Raw genomic sequence first — 21578 nt, 5'->3', positions numbered from 1 at the left:
CTTGCGCTCACGGTTCGGAGGCGCAGTGGTGTTGGCGCTCGACGTCAGTGGCTCGATGCAAGGCGACCGAATTTTCAAGGCAGTGAAGGGGTGCAAGCGCTTTATCGACGAGGCGGTTGACGCGGGATACCAAGTTGGCGTGATCCTGTGGCACCACGGTGTCGAGGGCGATACGCCACCGGACTCCAGCCCGAAGCCAGCGCACTCCCTTCTCTCGCGCGCTGTTGCGTCAGGCGGCAACGATGCTGTCCCATTTCTGACGCTTGCACATCGGCAGTTGATGGCGCTCGATGTAGGCGACCGCGTGGTGGCGATCTTCGGAGACGGTGACCTCGGAAACCGTCATACCGCTGAGTCGAAAGCAGCGGAACTCATCAACGACAACATCCGGATCTTGACGTGCGGCCTCGGTGAAGGCAGCGCACAAGAGCTCGCCTCCATATCCACGGAGACCGCGGCTGCGCGCACCGCCACGTCGGAGAACCTCGCGGACTCGATTGCGTCGATGGCGCAGGGCCTCATACGCAAAGGTTAACGGGAAGTAATGGCACTCGCGATGAGGAAGGCGAGAGCATGACGGGATTCTGGGACGGCGTATGGGACTTGCTGCAGAACTTCGGGGGCTCCGTTAGCGAGCTGATTGACAAGGTTCAAACTGTCGACCCGACCGCCCGGGCGCTGCTGGCTGGCACAGCCGCAATGTTCGAGACAAACGTCATCACCGGTCTGCTCGTCCCCGGCGATACCGTCATGTTGGTCGCCTCGGCGGCGGTCCAAAGTCCGCGGGAAGGATTCCTGCTTGGCGTTCTGGTGTCGCTTGGAGCGTTCATCGGGGAAGTCACCGGCTATTGGCTTGGCCGATGGGTCGGTCCAACCCTGCATCGGCGCCGCTGGTTGCGACGGCGAGCTGGTGAGCAGCGCATTGGTCCTGTTGGACGAATGGTGGAGCGTCGTGGCGGGCCCTGGATCCTTACATCGCGCTTCATCCCAGTCCTCCGAACGGTCACGCCATTTGTGGTGGGGGTCCACGCCTTTCCGTTCCGTCGCTTTGTGGCTTGGGCTGCTCCGTCGTGCATCCTCTGGTCCGCCACTTACATCAGCATCTACGCGATGGCGAGCTCCTCACTGCGCAGCGAGGATGGGTCACCGGTTGTCGGGGCTGTGCTGGCACTCCTCGGAGCTGTGTTATTCGGCGCTGCCGTCCTTGCGCAGTTTCTCATCGAGCGCCGCCACCGGAGGCAGCGAGTCCAAGAAGCCGACGCGGCATGAGTCGATGGCGGCGCAGGGTCATGGACTCAACGGGAGTTACCGAGTTCCCACCAGGTCCACACCTTTCACGTCTTGGCCATCAGAAGGTCTTCGTCACGCGACCGGGCAACGACAACATCGGGGAGATTCTCACCTCGATGGGCGTTGAGTTCGAGCCATTCGATGGCTCGTTCGAGTGCTCTCTTCTCTTCGTGAACTGTGGCACGCCGGACCAGGTTGATCCGCGCGGCCTCGCGGAGTTCGTTCGGAGTGGTGGGTGCCTTTATGCCTCCGACCATGCCGACACATTGATCGCCCAGGCGTTTCCGGGCGTTTTCGACTTTGGCGGACGCTCGGGTTCTCGTGGACAAGTGAGTGCGGAAGTCATTGACCCCGAGCTCAAGGACGTTCTCGGGGGTCGGATCGATGTCGAGTTCGACATGGGGGCTTGGGCTGTTCTGCGGCGCGGCAAGGCCGAGTCTCTGCTCACGGCAGCGAAGGGCAGCCAGCAAGCAGGTAACCCGATCATGGCGTACGCCAAATACGGCGAAGGCTCGATCTTCTACACCTGCTTCCACAACAAGGCTCAGACTTCTGACCGGGAGACGAGGTTGCTGCAACTCCTCGTGGTCAAGCAGTTCAGCGCGACGTCCAACCGGTCCTTCGAGCAGGCTGGCAAGTCGCTCGGCCTTGCGCTCGACGAGATCAGGAGTGACCTCCGGCGCTGACTCTCTCGGTACGGCGACCTGGGTGGCGACCTCGGTTGCAAGGGGTCAGGTCACGCCCGCGGCTCGTCCAGCTTGCGCTCCAAGAGCCATTCCTCCGTGCCGATGACTCGGCCTGCAGATGACTCCCGAACATGTCGGTCTAGAAGCTTGGAGTCAGGTACACCCGACCCGGCACCACGAAACCGTACGCGCCAGCCAGCCCGCCCAAGCTCGTTGAACAACTCCAACTCGTCGGTGGAAACCTTCCCGTGCTCGATTTCGCCGCGAGTCTGGAGAGCCCACAACTCTTCCCCCGTGTTGGGATCGGGGAAGTGCGAATAGACGCGAAGGACCGCGTACTCCCAGGCAGCGTTCACGAGTCTGAGGTTAGCGGTTCTCGGACCGCCTAGGAACGACCGGGACCTCTCGACGGACCTGTCTGAGAGGTAGCGGACGGGGCGTCCATTGCGCGCGATGCCCGGTCGGTGCCGCTCGCACTCACTGTAGGTTGCGGCCCGGTTCGCTCCACTGTCGCTGACCGTGCTTCACGGTGTTCGGCGTTCAATTGTTGTTGCGCGATCACCGCATCAGGAGCAGTCGGTTGCAGTTGGTCCTCCAAGCTTCGTGTGGCGGCATCCAGGGTTCGCTCGTCGGCTGCGCGAACGTGGACTGGGACGTAGGGGAGCCCAATCTCGCGGGCGGCCTCAACGCGGTGGCGCCCTCGCGTCACCACCAGGCCCTTGCCCTCGACGATCTCGGCTTCGAGCCGGTGGTCAACGCCGGCTGGCGAGAACAGATGATGGTAGGCGTCGCCTACGGCGCGAGTCTGCGGATCGCCACTAGCGCGCATCCGTTGGAAGTCCTCAGCACGCGCCCCGGCTCCGATCCTGTTGTAGACGGCCGGGACTTGGGCCATATGGGCCCGCATCTGCTCAGGGGTCGCCTTGGCGGTAGGGCTCACCTCTTCATCCTGTTGCAGTTGGGCTGTGGGGACAGCCAGGAACTTCGTCCGCCAGGTCATCGCCGAACCACATCCTTCGGAGTGCGGACTCACTCTAGTCAACATGCAGCGCTAGAGGCGGGGGAGAGCTGACAGGTGCTCGAAACCGCGCGGGACGGCTTCGATGTGGATAGGGTCGCTCGCAATAGGCGTGCGTGAGGCATGGCTGAATTTAGGGGGCGTGGTGCATGGCTGCGGAACAATGTCGCAAGTGCGGGACGACGATAACGGTATGTCCGAACTGCAAGAACAAGCCGGGACAGTCGATTCTCGGCGACCGACTCACTTGTAGTAAGTGCAACAGCACCGGAGGTCTTTGCTCGCGGCACGGCGCTTACTGGAAGTAGGGCACTGTCAACCTTCACGGGGGGCGACCTTAAGTTCGTCTGCCGTGATGACTCCACGGTCGAATCGACTGCAGCACACTATCCGCTTGTCCCGAAAGCGTATATGGCGGTTTGTCCATGGCAACATAGCGGTGCCGGCCGCAGCTGGACTTGATCGCCCTCCTCTTACCCTCCGGAATCTGTCGGCCTAAGCCGGCCCGGATCGGGGACGATCGGGATCGTTCGAGACAGCGAACACCGCGTCAACACAAGCGATTCGGCTGTTTCCCGCAACGTTAGGTAGCACTCGGAATCGCCCTGTGTGACTCCAGAGGTCGCAGGTTCAAATCCTGCCCCCGCTACAACGAACAGGGCCTGATCTGCGCAGACGCAGGTCAGGCCCTGTTGCTTGTCTGCCGCAGTTGGTGGCGTGAGCCTCCGCTCGGGCTCGTGGCGTCGCGAGACGGTGGACCCGCACCTGCGCGGCTCGAGCGAGCCGGCCCTAGGCTGCCCTTCGTGACGTCGATGGCCGAGGTGCGCCTGATCGCCCGTGATGGGCTCGCGGCGCCCACGACGCCCGACGGAGGCTCCGAGCCGTTGCAGACCGCGGTCGCGACGCTGGCCGAGCTGGGGCGGAGCGAGATCGGCCTGTGGGACGCCGGCCCGGGCACGGACGACGACGTCGAGGCCGACGAGGTGTTCCTCGTGCTGGCCGGTCGCGGCACGGTCACGTTCGAGGACGGCAGCGTCATCGACCTGGGACCTGGTGTCGTGGTCCGCCTCTACGAGGGTGACCGCACGCGGTGGGAGCTGACCGAGCGCCTGCGCAAGCTCTACGTCGCGGCATAACCGGGTCGTCGCGCGCGTTGAGGCGGACGTGAGCGCCTCCACCGATCCCCTCGACGCCGTGGTCGTCGGCGCCGGGCAGGCGGGTCTGTCGACGTCGTACCACCTGTCCCGGCTCGGGCTGGACCACGTGGTCCTCGACGCGGAGCAGGGTCCCGGTGGAGCGTGGCAGCACCGGTGGGACTCGTTGACGATGGACGACGTCCACGGCGTCGCCGACCTGCCGGACGGCCCCGCTCCGGGGCGCGGCGGGGAACGGGCCAACGTGGTCATCCCCCGCTGGTTCGGCGACTACGAGCGGCGCCACGACCTTCCGGTCGTGCGCCCGGTCCGGGTGACCGCCGTCGAGGACGACGGCGACCTGCTCGTCGTACGTGCGGGGGGGCGCGCCTGGACGACCCGGACCGTGGTCAACGCCACCGGCACGTGGAGCCGGCCGTTCGTGCCGCACTACCCGGGGCAGGAGACGTTCCGCGGCGAGCAGCTGCACACCGTCGACTACCCGGGTGCCGAGCACTTCCGCGGCAAGCGGGTGCTGGTGGTCGGCGGAGGAGCGAGCGCGGTGCAGCTGCTCGGCGAGATCGCGCTCGTCACCGACACCGTCTGGGTGACGCGCAGCGAGCCGGTGTGGCGGGACTTCTCCTCCGGGGAGTTCGACGGCCGCGCCGCGATCGGCCTGGTCGCCGACCGGGTGCGCGACGGGCTGCCGCCGCGGTCGGTGGTCTCGGTGACCGGCATCGCGCTGCGTGAGCAGGAGCAGGAGGCCGCGCGCCGGGGCGCCTACGACCGTCGCCCGATGTTCGCGCGGATCGAGCCGCACGGGGTGCGCTGGGCCGACGGGTCGTCCGAGACCGTCGACGTCATCCTGTGGGCGACCGGGTTCCGCCCCGCCGTGGGCCACCTGGCGCCGCTCGGGCTGCGCACCCCGCACGGCGGCATCCGCCTGCTCACCTCCTCGACCGACGTCCAGAGCGCCACCACGGCGGCCGACGACCCGCGGGTGCAGCTGGTCGGCTACGGCCCGTCAGCGAGCACCATCGGCGGCAACCGCGCCGGGCGTGCTGCTGCCCTGGCCGTGCAGCGGCAGCTGCGCGACGACACCCGGGTCGCCTAGCGCGACTCTCCGGTCACGGCGGTACGACGAGTGAGGCCTGGGGCTGCGCCTGGAGGACTGCGCTCCGACGTGCTGCAACGCGCCCGATCTCACCCGCGGGCGTCGTAGGCCGCGCGGTCACGCTCGATGTCGGGCACGTGCTTCTCGGCCCAGGAGATGAGCGCCTGAAGTGGGGCGATGAGCGTCCGGCCGCGGTCGGTGAGCTCGTAGTCCACGCGCGGCGGCACCTCGGCGTAGATGGTTCGCGTGACCAGCCCGTCGCGCTCGAGGCCCCGCAGGGTCTGGGTCAGCATCTTCTGGCTCACGCCGTCGATGCGCCGCGCGAGCTCGCCGAATCGCTGCGGGCCGTCGGTGAGCGACGAGATGACCAGCACCGTCCACTTGTCACCGATCCGGTCGAGCACCGTGCGCGACGGACAGGCGGCGGTGAACGGGTCGGGGGCGAAGCGTGCGGTGGCGCGTGCGTCGTTCAGGCCGCTGACCTGCATGGTCACCTCCAGGTGCCTACAGCACTTTGAAGTGGCTGCTCTCCGATGGGAAGTGTCCAGCGTACGCCGTGGTTCGGACCGGTGACAGCCCGCAGAGCCTCACCCGTAGGAGCACCCCATGAGCCAGATCGTCGTCACCGGAGCCACCGGCCACCTCGGCCACCTCGTCGTCGAGCACCTCCTCGACCGCCGCGTGCCCGCCGAGACCATCACCGCCACCGGACGCTCGCTCGACAAGGTCGCCGACCTCGCCGAGCGCGGCGTCCGCACCGCCGCCGTCGACTTCGAGGACCCCGCCACCATCGCGCCCGCGCTCGGCTCGGGCGACGTGCTCGTCCTCGTCTCGAGCAGCGCGGTCGGGCGTCGTACGCCGCAGCACCGCAACGTCGTCGACGCAGCCGTGCAGGCCGGCGTCGCGCGCGTCGTCTACACCTCGATCCCGAAGGCCGACAGCACACCGATGCTGCTCGCGCAGGAGCACCGCGAGACCGAGGAGCTGCTCGCCGCGTCCGGCCTGCCGGTCACGCTGCTGCGCAACGCCTGGTACGTCGAGAACTACTCCGCCCAGGCCCCGACCTACCTCGAGCACGGCATGGTCGGCGCGGCCGGCGACGGCCTCGTGTCGATCGCCCCGCGCAGCGAGTACGCCGAGGCGGCGGCCGTCGTGGCCAGCGCCGACGGCCACGAGGGCAAGGTCTACGAGCTCGGCGGCGAGGCCGTCACCATGTCCGAGCTCGCGTCGCTGTTCTCCGACGCGCTCGGCCAGCAGATCACCTACACCGACGTCGACGAGGCGACCCTGCGCGGCATCCTCGAGGGCGCCGGCCTCGGCCCCGCCGCTGCGGTCTTCGCCGACGTCGACAGCCGGGTCCGGGCGGGCGACCTGCACGTCACCAGCGGCCACCTGGGCGAGCTGCTCGGGCGCACCCCGACCTCGGCCAAGCAGGCCGTGCTCGACGCCGTCCGCTGACCCCCGTGAGGGCCGGGCCCAGCCGTGCCGGCCCTCGCGGGCGGTGCCGACGTGCTCATCGCACACCCGGCACGGCGGGATCCGCTCAGGTGGCCTCGACCGTGAGCTTCCGGTCGGGGACGCCGGCCCGGTGTGCCGCGGCTGCGGAGCGGGAGCCGTCGCGCGCCACGAGGGCCGCCGCGACCGACAGCACCGCGAGCAGGTTGACGTAGAGGCAGAGCAGCCACGGCGAGCCGTCGCCCACCGAGACCAGCCAGACCGCGAGCAGCGGGGTCAGCCCGACCGACACGATGCTGCCGAGCTGGTAGCCCAGGGAGACCCCGGTGTAGCGGATCTCGGTGGGGAACTGCTCGGCGAACCACGCGGCCTGCGGCCCGTAGATCGAGTCGTGAAGGATGTTCATGCCCAGGAAGACGACGACGGGCAGCAGGAGCAGCGGTCCGTGGTCGAGGAACGCGAAGAACGGCCAGATGAAGACCGCGATGCCCACCGAGCTGGCGATCGCCAGGGGGCGCCGGCCGACGCGGTCGGAGACCATGCCCCACAGCGGGGTCGAGGCGAGGCTGAGGGCCGAGACGATCAGCACGGACTTCAGCGCCGGTCCGGAGTCTCCGCGCTGGTCGGCGAGGTAGCTGAGGATGTAGGTCGTCAGGATCGAGAACAGCGCCGGCTGGACGAGCCGGAGGCCGGCCGTGGTGGCCACCGCTCGGCGGTGGTGGCGCAGCACGGTCATCACCGGGAGCTTCTCGATGCGGCCCTCCTCGGCGACGGCGACGAACTCCGGGGCGTCCTCGAGCCGCAGCCGGATCACGAGGCCCACGACGACCAGGATCGCGCTGAGCAGGAAGGGGATCCGCCAGCCGCCGGCGAGGAACGCCTCCTCGCCCATGATGGTGCGCACGGAGTAGAAGACGCCGGTGGCGAGCAGCAGGCCGCCGGCCGAGCCCATCTGGGTGAAGCTGCCGTAGAGGCCGCGACGATGAGCGGGAGCGTGCTCGACCGACAGCAGGGCGGAGCCGCCCCACTCGGCGCCGGCGGCGATGCCCTGGAGCATGCGCAGGGTCGCCAGGCCGACGACGGCGGTGATGCCGATGCTGTCGTACGACGGCAGCAGGCCGATCGCCGTGGACGCCACGCCCATGAGCAGCAACGAGGCCACGAGCAGCTTCTTGCGGCCGATCCGGTCACCGAGGTGGCCGGCGACGAGCCCTCCGACCGGGCGGGCCACGAAGCCCACGCCGTACGTCGCGAAGGAGGCGATGAGGCCGACCACGGGGGAGACGTTGGGGAAGAACGTCGGGCCGAAGACGAGGGCCGCCGCGGTGGCGTAGAGGTAGAAGTCGTAGTACTCGACGGTGGTGCCGACGAAGGCGGCGGTCAGCACGCGTCGGTGGCGCTGCCGGGTCGCCGGCGGGGTGGGAGCGGGTGGGCTCTGGTCCAGGGTCGCGGAGGTCATCGGCGAGGGGGTCCTTTCGACAGGGGGTGCGTCGCGGCGATAAACTATACAAATTCAGTGGAGATAGTGTTATTTGAGACGTCCGACACACGACGACGGAGGCGTGATGACCCGCGAACCCCGACCGCTGCGCCTCGCAGCGTTCGTGATGAACACGAACTCGCACATCCAGCACGGGCTGTGGCGCCACCCGGCCGCCCGGCAGAGCGAGTTCGACGACGTGTCGATGTGGATCGACCTGGCCCGCACCCTGGAGCGCGGTCGCTTCGACACGATGTTCTTCGCCGACGTGGTCGGCCTCTACGGTCCCGCCGGCGGCGACTTCGCGGTCAACGCGCGCGAGGGGCTGCAGTTCCCCAACCACGACCCGTCTGTGCTGGTGCCCGCGCTCGCGATCAGCACCGAGCACCTCGGCTTCGCCGTCACCAGCTCGGTGATCCAGGCCCACCCCTTCGAGTTCGCCCGCCGGATGTCCACCCTCGACGCCGTGACCCGCGGCCGGATCGGCTGGAACGTCGTCACCAGCAGCCTCGAGGGCGCTGCCCGCAACTTCGGCGCGGACCGGCTCCTCGCGCACGACGAGCGCTACCGCTGGGCCGAGGAGTACCTCGAGGTCGTCTACCAGCTCTGGGAGGGCTCGTGGGACGACGACGCGCTCCTGCGCGACAAGGCCTCCGGGGTGTACGCCGACCCCCGCGGGATCCGGCGCATCGACCACGTGGGCGAGCGCTACCGGGTGGCCGGGCCGCACCTGTCCGCCCCCACCCCACAGCGCACCCCGGTGCTGTTCCAGGCGGGGTCCTCGCCGGTCGGTCGCCGGTTCGCCGCCCGGCACGCGGAGGCGCAGTTCCTGCTGTCCTCGACACCGGAGAAGACCGAGGAGCTGGTGGCCGACACCCGCCGTCTGGCCGTCGAGGCGGGCCGTCGGGCCGACGACATCTCCTTCTTCCTGGGCCTCAGCTTCGTGGTCGGATCGACCGAGGAGGAGGCGCGGCGCCTGGAGGCCGAGATCGACTCCTACCTCTCGGCCGACGGCTTCCTGCTCCACTCCAACCTCGGCTTCGACCCCGACACCGGCGCGCAGCTCGACCCCGACACCCCGCTGTCGCAGGTGCGCACCGAGGGACTGCAGAGCCACCTGCAGTGGCTGCGCGAGCTCGACGGCGACCGGGAGCCCACCATCGCCGACCTGGCTCGGCTCTCCGCCCGGCTCCGCGGTCGCGTCGTCGGCACCCCGGAGCAGATCGCCGACGCGCTCGCCGCGTGGCAGCAGCGCGGCATCGACGGCATCAACGTCATGAACTGGACGCTCCCGCAGAGCTTCGAGGTGTTCGTCGACCACGTCGTGCCCGAGCTCCAGGCACGCGGGCTCGCCCGCCGGGAGTACGTCGCGGGGGAGACCCTGCGCTCACGCCTCAGCGGGTCCGACCGCCTGCCCGAGCGGCACCCCGCCGCGGCGTACCGCTCGCGGGTGAGCGTCTGAGTGTCGGCGGTCCGTCGGAGCAGCGGACGAGCGACCGTCGTGCCCGCGCCGCGGTCAGGGAGCGGCGGCGACGCTGAGCAACCGGTCGGCCTGGTCAGCGCGACGGCACGATCTGCCGGCCGAGCGGCGACAGCGAGATCGGGATCATCTTGAAGTTCGCCAGGCCCAGCGGAATGCCGATGAGGGTGAGGCAGAGCACGACTCCCGAGACCGCGTGGCCGATCGCGAGCCACAGCCCGGCCAGCAGGAACCACAGGACGTTGCCCACGGTCGACGCAGCGCCGTGGTCCCCGCGACGTACGACGTCACGACCGAAGGGCCACAGTGCGTAGCTCGCGATGCGGAACGCCGCGATGCCGAAAGGGATGCCGATGATCGTGAGGCACACCAGCGCGCCCAGCACGAGGTAGGCGAGGAAGAGCCAGAAGCCCGAGAAGACGAGCCAGATGACGTTGAGGAGGAAGCGCACCCGGTGAACCTACGTGCTGCCGTGCGGCGCGCCATGGCCGGGCCGGGCGCCTCGCTAGCGGCGGACGCCCTTGCGCCAGGCGCTGTACGACGTGAGCCGCTGGGTGCCCGGGCGGGCCAGCCACGGCCAGGGGTGCAGGGCGGCCACGTCGACGGACGCCGAGCGCGACGCGAATCCGGGCACCGGCGCGAACGTCGTCGCGACCGGAGTGCCTGCCAGCTCGTCGGCCACTCGCCCCAGCCGGACCTCGACCTCCCGCCGCCCGGCCAGGTCGGCGAGCGACTCGGCGAGGAACACCAGCCGCTTGCCGGACAGGCGCAGCGAGGCGAGCAGCGGCTCGTCGTACACGAAGACGACGGGCAGGCCCGGGTGCGCCTCGAGCGCCGGGTCGCCGTCGCCGAGCGACTCGGCGGTCAGCCACACGGCCTCCGGCGTCCCCTCGATGACGGGGGTGTCCGGACCGGCAGCCGTCGCCCCCTCGGCGGGGGAGGTCAGGGGCCCGTCCTCAACGCGTGGGCCGCGCTCGGCGTCGGGCCAGTCCTGGATGGGGCAGGCGTCCTTCAGCGGGCAGGAGCGGCACAACTGGGGTGCGCGCTTCTCGACCTGCCAGCGGCTGAAGCCGTAGGGCTTGCCGGTGCCCGCCCCGACCGTCCACTGCCAACCCAGCCGGTTGGCCGCGCGCGAGCCGTCGAGCAGGTGGCGGAAGAAGCCGTCCTCGCCGTCGCGCCAGTCGCGACCGTGCCGCACCGTCCAGTGCCCGGCCCACCACATGCGGGTCTGGTTCACCAGCCAGCCGTTGCCCTCGAGCTCGCCCTGCACCCACGACGTGCAGGCCATGTCGTCGTCCCAGGCCGGCGGGGACGCGGGGTGGGGCGGCTCGTAGCGCAGCGGCCGGCGGGTCCCGGTCCCGACGCGGGCGTAGACGTGACGCGCGTACTCCTGCCACATCAGCTCGTCGCGGAACTTCCGCTTGTCGCCCGATGGCGCGTCGGACACCGCGTCCCAGACCTCCGGCAGGCTCAGCAGCCCGTGCCGGACGTACGGCGACAGCCGGCTCGCGCCGCGGCGTCCCTCCGGCAGCACCGTCGAGCGCGAGCGTGCGTAGCCGGCGACGTCGAGCGTGGCGAGCGCGGCGTCAGCCGCCGCCTGCCCGCCCCGGTGACCTCCGGGTCGGACCCCGCTCGCACCCTCGAGGGTCAGGTGGCCGAGGTGCTCGGCGACCCACGCCACCACAGCCTCGGTGTCGTCGACGTCCGGTAGCGGGGGGAGCGTGGGCACCACCTCACTGTGCCAGCCGATCCCCAGCCGCCCCCGGCGTCACCACGGGCGACGAGGCGCCGTCGTCACCGCGACGTCGGGCCCTCGCCCCTCCCGTTGACCTCCTCGTGGTCGGCGCCGAGGGCCGTCAGCGCGACTGCGTGCTGCGACTCCTGGTTCCGGTCCTGCACGTAGAGCACGGCCTTGCGCACCCGCGAGGGCAGCGTGGACTCGTAAGGCTCGGCCCGCAGCGACTTCATCAGCGAGACGCACATCGCGATGATCACGAGCATGAAGGCGCCGCCGACGATGATCACGAGGTTCTGCAGCGCTTGCAGCCCGGATCTGAGGTTGTCTCCCCCCGACCACAGGAGCACCGAGGCCACCGCGCCCTGGGCGACGCCCCAGAAGATGACCAGGTTGCGTCGGGGCTCCTCCTCGCCGTGCTGGCTGAGCATGCCCATGACGATCGATGCGGAGTCGGCGCCGGTGATGAAGAAGACCGCGATGAGGACGATGGCGAGCACGACGGTGATGGAGGCCAGCGGGTACTCGCCCAGCACGGTGAACAGGATGCTCTCGGTGCCCTCGTCCTCGAGGGCCTTGCCCAGGTCGACGCCCTTGTTGAGCTGCAGGTCGAAGGCCGCGCCGCCCATGATCGAGAACCACACGAAGGACACCAGGCTCGGCACGACGATGACGTAGCCCACGAACTGGCGGATCGTGCGGCCCTTGGAGATGCGCGCGATGAACATGCCGACGAACGGCGTCCAGGACACCCACCAGGCCCAGTAGAAGATCGTCCAGTCGTTGAGCCAGGACGAGGCGGCGTCGTCGAAGGCGCCCGTGCGACCGCTCATAGTCGGCAGCTGCGTGAGGTAGGCACCGACGCCCTCGGTGAAGGTGCTGAGGATGAAGACGGTCGGCCCGACCACGAAGAGGAACAGCACCAGGATCACGGCGCCGACGGCGTTGGCGTTGGACAGGAACTGCACGCCCTTCTCGATGCCGGTCACCGCGGACAGCACGAAGCAGGCGGTGAGCACCCAGATGACGGCGAGCGCGAGCACCACGCTCTTGCCCGAGCCGTCGAAGATGTTGTCGAGGCCGCCGGTGATCTGCAGGGCGCCGAGGCCCAGCGAGGTCGCCGACCCGAAGAGGGTGGCGATGATCGCGACGGAGTCGATCGCCTTGCCCGGGGCGCGTCCCGCGGCGTCGCCGATCAGGGGCCGGAAGGCGCCGGAGATCAGGTTGCCCGCCTGCTTGCGGTAGGCGAAGTAGGCGATCGCCAGTCCGATGACGGCGTAGATCGACCACGGGTGCAGGCCCCAGTGGAAGAAGGTGTACTCCATCGCGACCCGGGCGGTCTCGGGGGTGCCGGGCTCGCCCTCGCCCAGCGGCGGGGTGTTGAGGTGCGTCAGCGGCTCGGCGACGCCCCAGAAGATGAGACCGATGCCCATGCCGGTGGCGAACATCATCGACACCCACGAGAACGTGCTGAACTCCGGCGTCGAGTCGTCCGGGCCGAGCCGGATGTTGCCGTAGCGGCTCAGCGCCAGGTAGGCGGAGAAGAGCACGAACAACGCCGTGGTGAGCACGAACAGCCAGCCGAAGCTCTTCTCGAGCCAGGTCAGGGTCGAGTCCGTCGTCTCGCCCATGGCGGTGGGGTCGATCGCGCCCCAGAGCACGAAGGCGGTGACGGCGACGGCGGCCACGCCGAACACGGTGCGGTCGACCGGTCTGCCGGCCTTCTGGTCCTGCGGTGGTCCGGGAGGCGAGCCCTCGGTCTCGTGCGAAGCGACGTCCGTCATCTCGTTCCCCTTGTCTCGAAGGGTCGAGCGCGGCGTCGGCCGTCGTCGGCTCGTGACCCGGCGTCGATCATCGTCCCTTCGGCACGCCCGGTCCAGCACGAACGCCCGGAGCGTGTGCGTTCGTGATGCTTGCGTTACCTGCCGCGCGTTGCCGCGGCCGGGAGGGACGGGGCCCCGGGTGCCCCGGATGCACGCGGCAGCGGGAGCCCCGGGGGGACCTCCGGCACGGTCGGTCGGGCCTTGTGCGCGAGGACGACGCCCCGCCGGACGTGGAGCATGGAACCGGGTGGGCCGGACGGCCCACCCGTGAGGAGGAGCCATGGGCAGCGGCATGTCAGGTTCGACCACACCATCGTCCCGAGCACGGACAAGGAGCGCTCGGCCCGGTGGTACGCCGAGCTGCTCGACCTGGGGCCGGTGCGCACCGAGCCGCCCTTCGCCTGTGTCGACCTCGGCAACGACGTCACCCTGGCCTTCGGTGGCTGGGACACCGCCCCCGTGCACGCCCAGCACTACGCGTTCCACGTCGAGGAGACGCGCTTCGACACCGTCCTGGCACGGCTGGTGGACCGCGGCATCGACTACTACGCCGACTCGTCGGCCACCCGTGTCGGTGAGGTCAACCACGACGACGGCGGGCGCGGGCTCTACTTCCGCGACCCCGACGGCAACTTCCTCGAGCTCATCACCGTGCGCTACGGCGGTCGCCCGCTCGCGTACGGCGACCCCGGCTGACGCGCTCTCCCGGCCAGAGGTGCACCGCCAGTCCGACGGCTCCGGCCGCCATCGGCACGCTCGTGACGAGTCCGAGCGCTCCGCTGCCGGGGACGACGAGGGTGAGCACCGTCATGAGCAGCGCGACGGGCACCCACCGCGGGACGGTGCGGGCCCGGAGCAGCCCCATGCTCTGCAGGACGGTGCCCAGCACGACCAGGAGCGCACCGGGGACCAGGAAGGCGAACAGGTGGCCCGGGTCCTGGTTCGCCGCCTCCACGACGGCCTCGCCGAGACCCGGCTCCAGGCCGGGGTCCGTCGGGTAGTAGTAGGCCGACGCCCACCCGGCGACCCCCACCGCCTGGGACGCGATCCCGACCCACATCAGGACGGCACCGGCGGTCGCCCAGGTGCTGCCCCGCTCGCGGACGAGGAGCATCGTCGCCAGCGCCTGCAGGGTCACGTTGACCACGCCGACGACCGCGAGTCCTCCGAGGAGACCCCACCACCGGTCCCGGATCGGCGCGACGTCGGCGAAGGCGTAGGTGTCGCCGCCTCCCGCAGGCTCGGGCCACAGCAGGCCGCCGGCGCCGACGACCACGGCGGTGGCGCCGAGCGTGGCGGCGAGCAGCGTCAGCCGCGCCGCGGTGGCGGTGCCGCCGGTGGTCTCGGACGGCGCGACCGTCGTGCTCACGGCGACCTCACCGACCGGCCGTGGCGAGGGACGTCCGCCCGATGATCGCCACCAGCTCGTCGCGGCTGGGCCCCTCGGTGAGGGGAGGCCGCCAGCCCCGCTCGTAGACCGCACGGGCGAGGGGCTCGGCGGGCGCCAGGGTGGAGGGGAGGGCGGTCATGGCGAAGTAGCCGCCGGCGTACGGCCCGATCCGCGGCTCCGCCTGCACGGCGTCCGCGACGAGGTCGGAGGTCAGCGGAGCGTCGAGGTCGATGTCCTCGCCCTGCCAGCGCCGCTCCATCCCGCCGTCGATGGCGATGTGGTCGGCGACCCACGGCCGGATGTTCTCCGCGCACCACGCGTCGAAGGGGCCGGCCACCGTGCGCGGGTCAGCGCCCCCGTCCAGGAGACCCAGCAGCGCCTCGATCTGCAGGCAGGCCATGGCCACGCCGCGGCCGCGCGTCGGCGTCGTCGTGGCGACCGCGTCGCCCACGGTCACCAGGCCCTCGCGGACCTGCTGGCTCCGGTAGACGTTGCGCAGCGCCCCACCGACGAGGACGCCCGACGTCGGGCGGGACCGCCCGGGGTCGGTCCACGCGGCGAGGACCGGGACCGCGGCGCACGCCGCCTCGTAGGTCGTGAGGTCGCGCAGGGCCGCCAGCTCCGGGTCAGCGGTGGGTCGGACCACGACGACGGAGAAGTGGCCGAGCTCGTGGAGGAAGACCAGGCACTGGTAGCCGCGGAGCTCGCCGATGAAGCCCATCGGGGTGTTCATCGGGCCGGGCTCGGCGCCGTCACGCAGCCGGTAGGTGCGGTCGACGTACGCCAGGCCGCACGGCCCTCCGAGGTCGTCGGGGACCCGGTGGTCGCGGGCGCGGGAGCCGATCCGGCCGGCGCGCCCGGAGGCGTCCACCACGAGGTCGGCCTCGACGGCGACGCCGTCGACGAGCGCGCCCCGGACGCGTCCGCGGTCCTCGAGCAGCCCGTCGACGTGCCCGACGCGCAGCTCGAGCAGCGCGTCCCGCTCGGCCGCCAGCCGCAGTGCGCGCTCCAGGGTCTCCCGGCGCGAGAGCATGCCGAGCCGGGCCGGGTCGGCGCCGGGGTGACCGGAGGCGATCGGCTCCGCGCCCAGGTCCCGCCACGCGTCGTACGCCGTGGGCCACTCGCGGGCCAGCAGCTGGGTGACCTGCGGTCGGAAGTTGTGGGCGTGGACGAACTGCATGACGCCGCGCCGGTGCCACCCGTCCACCGTCGGGCCGGCGTCGCGGTCCACGGAGACGACGTGGTGGCCGCGACGTCCCAGGGCGGCACCCAGGACGATCCCGGTCGGTCCGGAGCCCACGACGAGCACGCGCATGACGGCCTTCTCTCGGTTACACTGGTGACGTATTCATTACGTCGAGAGTCACCCTGATTGTGAGAGGCTGTCAAGTGCCAGAGGCGACCCGTCCGTACCGGTCCTCGCTGCGCGCGGGGCAGGCGCGCGCCACGCGCCGGGCGATCGTGGAGGCAGGATCCGCCCTGTTCATCGAGCGCGGCTTCGCCGGCACCACGGTCGACGCCATCGCCGCGGGGGCGGGCGTGAGCCGCAAGACGGTCTTCAACTCGGTGGGCGGCAAGGTCGGGCTGCTCAAGCTGGCCATCGACTGGGCGCTGACCGGGGACGACGAGCCGGTGGCGCTCGAGGACCGGCCGGTGATCCGGGAGCTCGTGGAGGAGACCGACCCGCGACGCGTGGTGGTGCTGTGGGGGCACATGGTGACCGGCATCGCCGCCCGCCTCGCGCTGCTCCACCCCGTCCTCACCGCGGCCGCCGACGTCGACGACGAGGCTGCTGCGCTCCACGCGGTCTCCGAGCGCAACCGGCTGGCCGGGGCGCGCGGCTTCGCCGAGCAGCTGCACGGTCTCGGCGCCCTCCGTGAGGACATCGGCGTGGACCGGGCAGCGGCGATGGCCTCGCTCCTCATGGACCCGCTCGGCTACCGCCGGCTGGTCCTCGACGACGGCTGGAGCGACGACGAGTACGCCGCGTGGGTGGCCCGTCTGGCAGCGGCGTCCTTCCTGCCGCCGACCGCGGGTTGAGGACGTCAGGCGTCCGGAACCGGTGGCACCGTGGGTCCATGAGTCCGATCGACGTCTCCGCCTCCGTCTCTGTCACCTGGCCGCAGGCGCTGGCGTGGCGGCTGCAGCGGCACCTGCTCGAGCCGGTCGGCGACGAGTCGCCGGCCGGGGTCGTCCGGCGGCTCGGGGCGGTGCTCTCGATGGACGAGTCCCGGGCCGAGCTCGCCGTACGGACGCGCCGTCGTGCGTCGGAGGCAGGCGAGCTGCGGCAGGCCCTCGTCGAGGGGGCGGTGGTCAAGGCCTTCGCGTTCCGCGGGGCCGTGCACTACCTGGCCCCCGAGGAGGGCGGTGACGTCCTCGCGCTGCGGGCGGCCGGACGGCAGTGGGAGCGCAGGAGCTGGGTGGAGCACTACGGCCTCACCGCCGAGGCCTGGCCCGACTTCCGCGCGGCGGTCCGCTCGGCGCTGGCGGAGGGGCCCCTGACGCTCGGTGAGCTCGCCGACGCGCTCGCTCTCGACCCTCGCTACCGCCACCTGAAGCCGATCCTCGACGCCGACGGCTGGGCGCTCGTCAAGGCGCTGACCTGGCAGGGCGACATGAGCATCGGCCCGTCGCGGGACGGGCGGACGACCTTCCAACGGCTCGACGACAACCCTCGGTGGGGAGGGATCCCCGAGCTCGACGTCGCTGGCCCGCGAGCGGTCGCGGCCTACCTGCGCACCTACGGCCCGGCGACCACCGACCACGTCCACCACTGGTTCGGCAGCGGGCTCAGCGCCGGGCGCAGGCGGATCGACGGCTGGCTCGCCGAGCTGGACGAGGCACTGGCGCGGGTCGACGTCGAGGGGACGACGGCCCTCGTCGTCGCCGAAGACGTGGAGCCGCTCCTGGGGGCCGCGCCGACCGGTGCCGTGCGGCTGCTCCCCGGCCACGACCAGTGGGTGATGGGGCCGGGCACCGCCGACCCCCACGTCACACCGCCCGACCTGCGCGACTCCGTCACCCGCAAGTCCGACCTCGTGGTGGTCGACGGGGTCGTGGCCGGCACGTGGACCCGGGCCGACGACGAGGTCGTCGTGGCCTGGCGTGGTGCGGGCCCGTGCCCGGACACGGCGTTGGCGGAGGAGGTCGACCGGCTCGGCAGCCTGCTGGGGCGCGAGCTGAGCCTGCGCCGGTCGACCTGATCCGTCCGGGATCCGTGCTGGGGTGCGTCTCGGATCAGAGGAGCTGGGCCAGCCGGCCGCGGCTGCGCAGCACCGGCATGACGCCCTCACCGAACCAGTGCGCCTCCTCGAGGTGCGGGTAGCCCGAGAAGATGAACTCCTCGATGCCGGCCTCGGCGTACTCCTCGATCCGGTCGGCGATCTCCTCGTGGCTGCCGACGAGGGCGGTGCCGGCGCCTCCGCGCACGAGGCCGACGCCCGCCCAGAGGTTCGGGGCGATCTCGAGCTCGTGCCCGCCGCCACCGGACTGGGCGCGCAGCGCACTCATCCGCTGCTGACCGACCGACTCGCTGGCTGCCATCGCCTGCTGGGCCTTCTCGACGTCGGCGGGGTCGAGCGCCTCGAGCAGACGGCTCGCGTGCCGCCAGGCCTCCTCGGAGGAGTCCCGGGCGATCGTGTGCAGGCGGATGCCGAAGCGCACCTTGCGGCCCTGCTCCTCGGCCAGGCCGCGGATCCACTGCACCTTCTCCGCCACCTGCGCCGGGGGCTCGCCCCACGTCAGGTAGACGTCGCTGTGACGCGCCGCCACCGGGCCGGCCGCCGGGGAGGAGCCGCCGAAGTAGATCGACGGCGCGGGGTCGGGGGCCTCCCGGGTCCGGGCGCCGACCACGTCGTAGTGCTCGCCCGCGAGGTCGAAGGGCTGCTCGCCCCAGGCGCCGCGCACGACGGCCAGGAACTCGTCGGTGCGCGCGTAGCGCTGGTCGTGCGACAGGTGGTCGCCGAACCTCTTCTGCTCGGTCGGCTCACCACCGGTCACCACGTTGAGCGCGACGCGGCCGTTCGAGAGCCGCTGGAAGGTCGACGCCATCTGCGCCGCGAGCGTCGGCGAGATGAGACCGGGCCGCAGTGCGACCAGGAACGTCAGGCGCGTCGTCTCGGGGATCAGCGCCGCGGTGAGCACCCAGGCGTCCTCGCAGAACGTGCCGGTCGGGGTGAGGACGCCGCTGAAGCCGAGCCGGTCGGCGGCCTTCGCGACGGTGGCGAGGTAGTCGAGGTCCGGCGGCCGGTACTGCGAGGCCGTGCCGACGCCCGCGGCGTCGGAGCCGACCACGGTGCCCTGCTGCGGGACGCCCTGGCCACCTCCGACGAGGCTGCGACCGTCGCCGGTGGTGGGCAGGAACCAGTGCATGGTGAGATCCATCGGTCTGTTCCTCTCTCAGGCTCAGCCGACGCCGTAGGCGTCGAGCTGCTCGGCGATCAGGGCTTCCTGGTCCTCCAGGAAGGTCTGGAAGTCGTCGGGCCCCAGGTAGCTGTCGCTGTCGGCGTACACCTGCTCCTGGAACGTCGACATGTCGTCGGTGCCGACGCCCTCCTCGCAGGCCGAGGCCAGGGCGTCGACGATCTCGTCGCTGGTGTCGGCGTCGACCACCAGGCCGCGGAACTGCGGCAGCACGACCTCCGGTGGGAGGTCGACGTCGGTGGCCAGCGGGACGTCGTCGAAGCCCTCCACGGGCTCCTCGCTCAGCAGCACCACGGGGACGAAGTCGCCGGAGTCGAGGTACTGGCGCACGTCGCCGAGCTGTTCGTAGAGGACGTCGACCTCTCCGCTGAGCAGCGCCGTGTAGCGCTCGGTCGGCTCGGAGTAGGGCACCGCGCGGAACGACGCGCCGTGCACGTCCTCGACCGCCCCCAGGACCACGTCGTCGACGCTGCCGGAACCCACGGTCGCGACCGTCAGGGGCTTGGCGGCGTCCTTGGCCTCGGCCAGCAGCTCGTCCCAGTTCTTGAAGGTGTCCTTGCTGACCATCAGCGCCGAGGGCATGGACTGCACGCGGCACACCGCGCGCAGCTCGTCGGTCTCGAAGGCAGCACCGCCGGCCGACACCGTGGCGAGGGTGTCCTGGATCAGCACCGCCATCGACTCGCCCGGGCGGCTGGACAGCATCTCGGTCATTCCGGTGCTGCCGGTCGCCCCCGGCACGTTGACGACCGGGACGTCGGTGTCGAGGGGCTCGGCCATGGCCTGGGCCATCGCGCGTGCTACCTGGTCGGAGCCGCCGCCGGGGCCGAACGGGGCGACGAGCTCCACCGGACGCTCGAACACCCCGCCGCCGCTGCCCCCTCCGGAGTCGTCGACGAGGCCGCAGCCGACCAGGGACAGTGAGAGGCCCAGGGCGGCTGTCAGCGCGACGGTTCTGCGGGAGTGGTCAGGCACGTGTCTTCTCCTGGGAGGGGTGGGGGTCGGTGCCGGGTGTGTCGCCCGGCTGGTCGCCCGGGGTCGGCCCCGGGTGGTCGGGGGTCCTGCGGGTCGCGCGGAACGTCAGGAAGGCGATCAGCGCGAGCCAGACCACGACGAGCACCACCGAGACGGGGCGCGTGAGGAAGACCGACGGGTCGTTGTCGGTCGAGATCATGGTCGTCGTGAAGTAGCGCTCGGCGAGCGGACCGAGGATGGCGCCCAGCACGAGTGGTGCGAGGGGGAAGCCGAACCGTTGCAGCAGCAGGCCGAGGACGGCGAAGCCCGCCATGATCCACACGTCGGAGAGCGTGTTGCGGATGGCGAAGGCGCCGATGTAGGCGAAGAGCACGATCAGCACCGCGACGTACGCCTCGGGGACGCGCAGCAGCCGCACCATCGGACCGGCCGTCAGCAGCCCGAGCACGAACATCAGCAGCACGCTGACCAGCAGGGCCGCGATGATCGTGTAGACGAGCTCGGGCTGGGTGGAGAAGATCTGCGGGCCGGGCTGGACGTCGTGCAGCAGCAGGGCGCCGAGGATGACCGCGGTGGCGGCGCTGCCGGGGATGCCGAGCACCAGCATCGGTACGAACGCGCCGCCGACGGTGGCCGTGGACGCCGCCTGCGGGGCGATGACGCCGTCGGGGTTGCCGCGCCCGAGGGTGGCCCGGTCCCGGCTGAACTGCCGCTCGACGCCGTAGGCCAGGAACGAGGCGACGGTCGCCCCGGCGCCGGGCACGGTGCCGATGAGCGATCCCAGCGTGACCCCGCGGGTGAGGCTGCCGCGGTGGCGCCAGATCTTGCGCGGGCCCGGGACGACGGTCCGCACCCGGGTGGGCTGGCTGTCGGTCTCGGCGACGAACCGGGCGCCGTAGCGCACGAGCACGTGGGTCACGGCGTAGACGCCGATCATGATCGGCAGGTAGTCGATGCCGTCGCGCAGCAGGTCGCTGCCGAAGCTGAACCGCACCGAGCCGTAGACGTCGTCCACGCCGACGGTCGCGATGAGCATGCCGACCACCAGCGCCATCAGGGAGCGGCGCACGGAGTCGTCGGTCAGGACGAGGACACTGGTGAGGCCGATGAGGACGACCAGGAAGTACTCCGGCTGGCCCAGGTTGAGCGCGAGCCGTGAGATCGGCTCGGAGACGAAGGCGAGGACCACCCACGACACGAGGCCGCCGGCCAGCGCCGAGACGGCCGCCCACCCGAGTGCCTCGGCGGCACGGCCCTGGCGGGCCATGGTGTGGCCGTCCCAGAGCAGCGGCACGTGGTTCGGCTCCCCGGGCACGTGGAGCAGGATCGAGGTGATGGCGCCGCCGTAGGTGCCTGCGACGTACACCGCGAGCATGAGGGCGACGGCACTGCCGGCCTCCATGCCGTAGGTCAGCGGCAGGAGAAGCAGCACACCCATGACGAAGGTGAGGCCCGGCAGGACGCCGACCAGGAGGCCGGCGACGACGCCGAGCAGCAGGATGGCCCAGAGGCCGGCGTCGAAGGACGCGAAGGCGTCCAGGACGCCCGAGAGGGTCTCCATCGCGAGTGACTCCTGG

Annotated in this window: 21 protein-coding genes; 10 read left to right on the top strand and 11 right to left on the bottom strand. The window is 71.0% G+C overall.

What is annotated here, in order from left to right; translation table 11 throughout:
* Positions 1-28: 28 nt before the first annotated feature.
* The 3 genes from G7072_RS14390 to G7072_RS14380 are packed head-to-tail and all read left to right on the top strand — an operon-like array spanning position 29 to position 1976.
* The gene (locus G7072_RS14390; RefSeq protein WP_166087511.1) at positions 29-535 is read left to right on the top strand and encodes a vWA domain-containing protein; all 507 of its coding nucleotides are present in this window, start codon (positions 29-31) and stop codon (positions 533-535) included.
* Between the two features lie 38 nt (positions 536-573).
* Positions 574-1269 (top strand): DedA family protein, encoded by a 696-nt coding sequence (locus tag G7072_RS14385; RefSeq protein WP_166087509.1) that lies wholly within the window; start codon positions 574-576, stop codon positions 1267-1269.
* A 20-nt stretch (positions 1270-1289) separates the two neighbouring features.
* Positions 1290-1976: a hypothetical protein gene (locus G7072_RS14380; RefSeq protein WP_166087506.1), complete on the top strand. Its 687-nt coding sequence runs from the start codon at positions 1290-1292 to the stop codon at positions 1974-1976.
* Between the two features lie 50 nt (positions 1977-2026).
* Here G7072_RS14380 and G7072_RS14375 read toward each other — a convergent pair whose 3' ends face one another.
* Positions 2027-2332, bottom strand: a complete 306-nt coding sequence (locus G7072_RS14375) for a hypothetical protein (RefSeq protein ID WP_166087504.1) — start codon at positions 2330-2332, stop codon at positions 2027-2029.
* A gap of 1474 nt (positions 2333-3806) precedes the next feature.
* On the opposite strand from G7072_RS14375, the gene G7072_RS14370 reads away from it, so the two are divergent.
* Together G7072_RS14370 and G7072_RS14365 are read left to right on the top strand one after the other, a co-directional pair.
* Entirely contained in the window at positions 3807-4130 is a 324-nt protein-coding gene (locus tag G7072_RS14370; protein ID WP_166090207.1) for a cupin domain-containing protein, read from the top strand.
* Between the two features lie 28 nt (positions 4131-4158).
* Complete coding sequence (locus tag G7072_RS14365) at positions 4159-5241, top strand: FAD-dependent oxidoreductase (protein WP_240916962.1); 1083 nt, start codon at positions 4159-4161, stop codon at positions 5239-5241.
* An 89-nt stretch (positions 5242-5330) separates the two neighbouring features.
* Here G7072_RS14365 and G7072_RS14360 read toward each other — a convergent pair whose 3' ends face one another.
* Positions 5331-5729 carry a helix-turn-helix domain-containing protein gene (locus tag G7072_RS14360; protein ID WP_166090203.1) on the bottom strand — a complete coding sequence of 133 codons (399 nt, stop codon included), beginning with the start codon at positions 5727-5729 and terminating at the stop codon, positions 5331-5333.
* A gap of 118 nt (positions 5730-5847) precedes the next feature.
* Between G7072_RS14360 and G7072_RS14355 the strand changes: the two genes are divergently transcribed.
* Positions 5848-6699, top strand: coding sequence for an SDR family oxidoreductase (locus G7072_RS14355; RefSeq protein WP_166087502.1), 852 nt, complete (start codon positions 5848-5850; stop codon positions 6697-6699).
* A gap of 85 nt (positions 6700-6784) precedes the next feature.
* Here the strand turns inward: G7072_RS14355 and G7072_RS14350 are convergent, their stop codons facing one another.
* On the bottom strand, positions 6785-8155 hold the full coding sequence (locus G7072_RS14350) for an MFS transporter (protein WP_166087500.1): 1371 nt from the start codon (positions 8153-8155) through the stop codon (positions 6785-6787).
* A gap of 106 nt (positions 8156-8261) precedes the next feature.
* Here G7072_RS14350 and G7072_RS14345 point away from each other — a divergent pair, with 106 nt between their 5' ends.
* Positions 8262-9638 (top strand): LLM class flavin-dependent oxidoreductase, encoded by a 1377-nt coding sequence (locus G7072_RS14345; RefSeq protein ID WP_166087497.1) that lies wholly within the window; start codon positions 8262-8264, stop codon positions 9636-9638.
* 94 nt (positions 9639-9732) lie between these two features.
* On the opposite strand, the gene G7072_RS14340 is transcribed toward G7072_RS14345, so the two are convergent.
* The 3 genes from G7072_RS14340 to G7072_RS14330 form a co-directional block, all read right to left on the bottom strand.
* Complete coding sequence (locus G7072_RS14340) at positions 9733-10107, bottom strand: YccF domain-containing protein (RefSeq protein ID WP_166087494.1); 375 nt, start codon at positions 10105-10107, stop codon at positions 9733-9735.
* A gap of 54 nt (positions 10108-10161) precedes the next feature.
* Positions 10162-11385: an FAD-binding domain-containing protein gene (locus tag G7072_RS14335; RefSeq protein ID WP_166087492.1), complete on the bottom strand. Its 1224-nt coding sequence runs from the start codon at positions 11383-11385 to the stop codon at positions 10162-10164.
* A 65-nt stretch (positions 11386-11450) separates the two neighbouring features.
* Positions 11451-13175, bottom strand: a complete 1725-nt coding sequence (locus G7072_RS14330) for a BCCT family transporter (RefSeq protein ID WP_166087489.1) — start codon at positions 13173-13175, stop codon at positions 11451-11453.
* Positions 13176-13481: 306 nt separating this feature from the next.
* Here G7072_RS14330 and G7072_RS14325 point away from each other — a divergent pair, with 306 nt between their 5' ends.
* Complete coding sequence (locus G7072_RS14325; RefSeq protein WP_206063137.1) at positions 13482-13910, top strand: VOC family protein; 429 nt, start codon at positions 13482-13484, stop codon at positions 13908-13910.
* On the opposite strand, the gene G7072_RS14320 is transcribed toward G7072_RS14325, so the two are convergent.
* Both G7072_RS14320 and G7072_RS14315 read right to left on the bottom strand, forming a co-directional pair.
* Positions 13861-14583, bottom strand: coding sequence for a hypothetical protein (locus tag G7072_RS14320; RefSeq protein ID WP_166087485.1), 723 nt, complete (start codon positions 14581-14583; stop codon positions 13861-13863). The genes G7072_RS14325 and G7072_RS14320 overlap by 50 nt on opposite strands.
* Positions 14584-14590: 7 nt before the next feature.
* Positions 14591-15919 carry an FAD-dependent monooxygenase gene (locus tag G7072_RS14315; protein WP_166087482.1) on the bottom strand — a complete coding sequence of 443 codons (1329 nt, stop codon included), beginning with the start codon at positions 15917-15919 and terminating at the stop codon, positions 14591-14593.
* A gap of 74 nt (positions 15920-15993) precedes the next feature.
* On the opposite strand from G7072_RS14315, the gene G7072_RS14310 reads away from it, so the two are divergent.
* On the top strand, positions 15994-16644 hold the full coding sequence (locus tag G7072_RS14310; RefSeq protein ID WP_166087480.1) for a TetR/AcrR family transcriptional regulator: 651 nt from the start codon (positions 15994-15996) through the stop codon (positions 16642-16644).
* 38 nt (positions 16645-16682) lie between these two features.
* The gene (locus tag G7072_RS14305) at positions 16683-17807 is read left to right on the top strand and encodes a crosslink repair DNA glycosylase YcaQ family protein (RefSeq protein WP_166087478.1); all 1125 of its coding nucleotides are present in this window, start codon (positions 16683-16685) and stop codon (positions 17805-17807) included.
* 34 nt (positions 17808-17841) lie between these two features.
* Here G7072_RS14305 and G7072_RS14300 read toward each other — a convergent pair whose 3' ends face one another.
* Genes G7072_RS14300 through G7072_RS14290 form a run of 3 tightly spaced genes read right to left on the bottom strand, consistent with a single transcriptional unit; the run spans position 17842 to position 21562 of the window.
* Positions 17842-18987, bottom strand: a complete 1146-nt coding sequence (locus G7072_RS14300) for an LLM class flavin-dependent oxidoreductase (RefSeq protein WP_166087476.1) — start codon at positions 18985-18987, stop codon at positions 17842-17844.
* 21 nt (positions 18988-19008) lie between these two features.
* A complete protein-coding gene (locus G7072_RS14295) occupies positions 19009-20001 on the bottom strand; it encodes a tripartite tricarboxylate transporter substrate binding protein (protein ID WP_166087474.1) in 993 nt (330 codons plus the stop codon).
* A complete protein-coding gene (locus G7072_RS14290) occupies positions 19994-21562 on the bottom strand; it encodes a tripartite tricarboxylate transporter permease (protein WP_166087472.1) in 1569 nt (522 codons plus the stop codon). Before G7072_RS14290 ends, G7072_RS14295 begins: the two co-directional genes overlap by 8 nt.
* Positions 21563-21578 lie beyond the last annotated feature (16 nt).

The sequence above is a fragment of the Nocardioides sp. HDW12B genome (assembly GCF_011299595.1).
Lineage (GTDB): Bacteria > Actinomycetota > Actinomycetes > Propionibacteriales > Nocardioidaceae > Marmoricola_A.
This window is presented reverse-complemented; position numbering and strand designations above follow the sequence as displayed.

Bases quoted from the DNA above. Each gene is read 5' to 3' on its own strand.
- G7072_RS14355 (WP_166087502.1), top strand. From the start codon at position 5,848: ATGAGCCAGATCGTCGTCACCGGAGCCACCGGCCACCTCGGCCACCTC.
- G7072_RS14360 (WP_166090203.1), bottom strand. From the start codon at position 5,729: ATGCAGGTCAGCGGCCTGAACGACGCACGCGCCACCGCACGCTTCGCC.
- G7072_RS14380 (WP_166087506.1), top strand. From the start codon at position 1,290: ATGGACTCAACGGGAGTTACCGAGTTCCCACCAGGTCCACACCTTTCA.
- G7072_RS14350 (WP_166087500.1), bottom strand. From the start codon at position 8,155: ATGACCTCCGCGACCCTGGACCAGAGCCCACCCGCTCCCACCCCGCCG.
- G7072_RS14315 (WP_166087482.1), bottom strand. From the start codon at position 15,919: ATGCGCGTGCTCGTCGTGGGCTCCGGACCGACCGGGATCGTCCTGGGT.
- G7072_RS14370 (WP_166090207.1), top strand. From the start codon at position 3,807: ATGGCCGAGGTGCGCCTGATCGCCCGTGATGGGCTCGCGGCGCCCACG.
- G7072_RS14385 (WP_166087509.1), top strand. From the start codon at position 574: ATGACGGGATTCTGGGACGGCGTATGGGACTTGCTGCAGAACTTCGGG.
- G7072_RS14330 (WP_166087489.1), bottom strand. From the start codon at position 13,175: ATGACGGACGTCGCTTCGCACGAGACCGAGGGCTCGCCTCCCGGACCA.
- G7072_RS14305 (WP_166087478.1), top strand. From the start codon at position 16,683: ATGAGTCCGATCGACGTCTCCGCCTCCGTCTCTGTCACCTGGCCGCAG.
- G7072_RS14290 (WP_166087472.1), bottom strand. From the start codon at position 21,562: ATGGAGACCCTCTCGGGCGTCCTGGACGCCTTCGCGTCCTTCGACGCC.
- G7072_RS14300 (WP_166087476.1), bottom strand. From the start codon at position 18,987: ATGGATCTCACCATGCACTGGTTCCTGCCCACCACCGGCGACGGTCGC.
- G7072_RS14345 (WP_166087497.1), top strand. From the start codon at position 8,262: ATGACCCGCGAACCCCGACCGCTGCGCCTCGCAGCGTTCGTGATGAAC.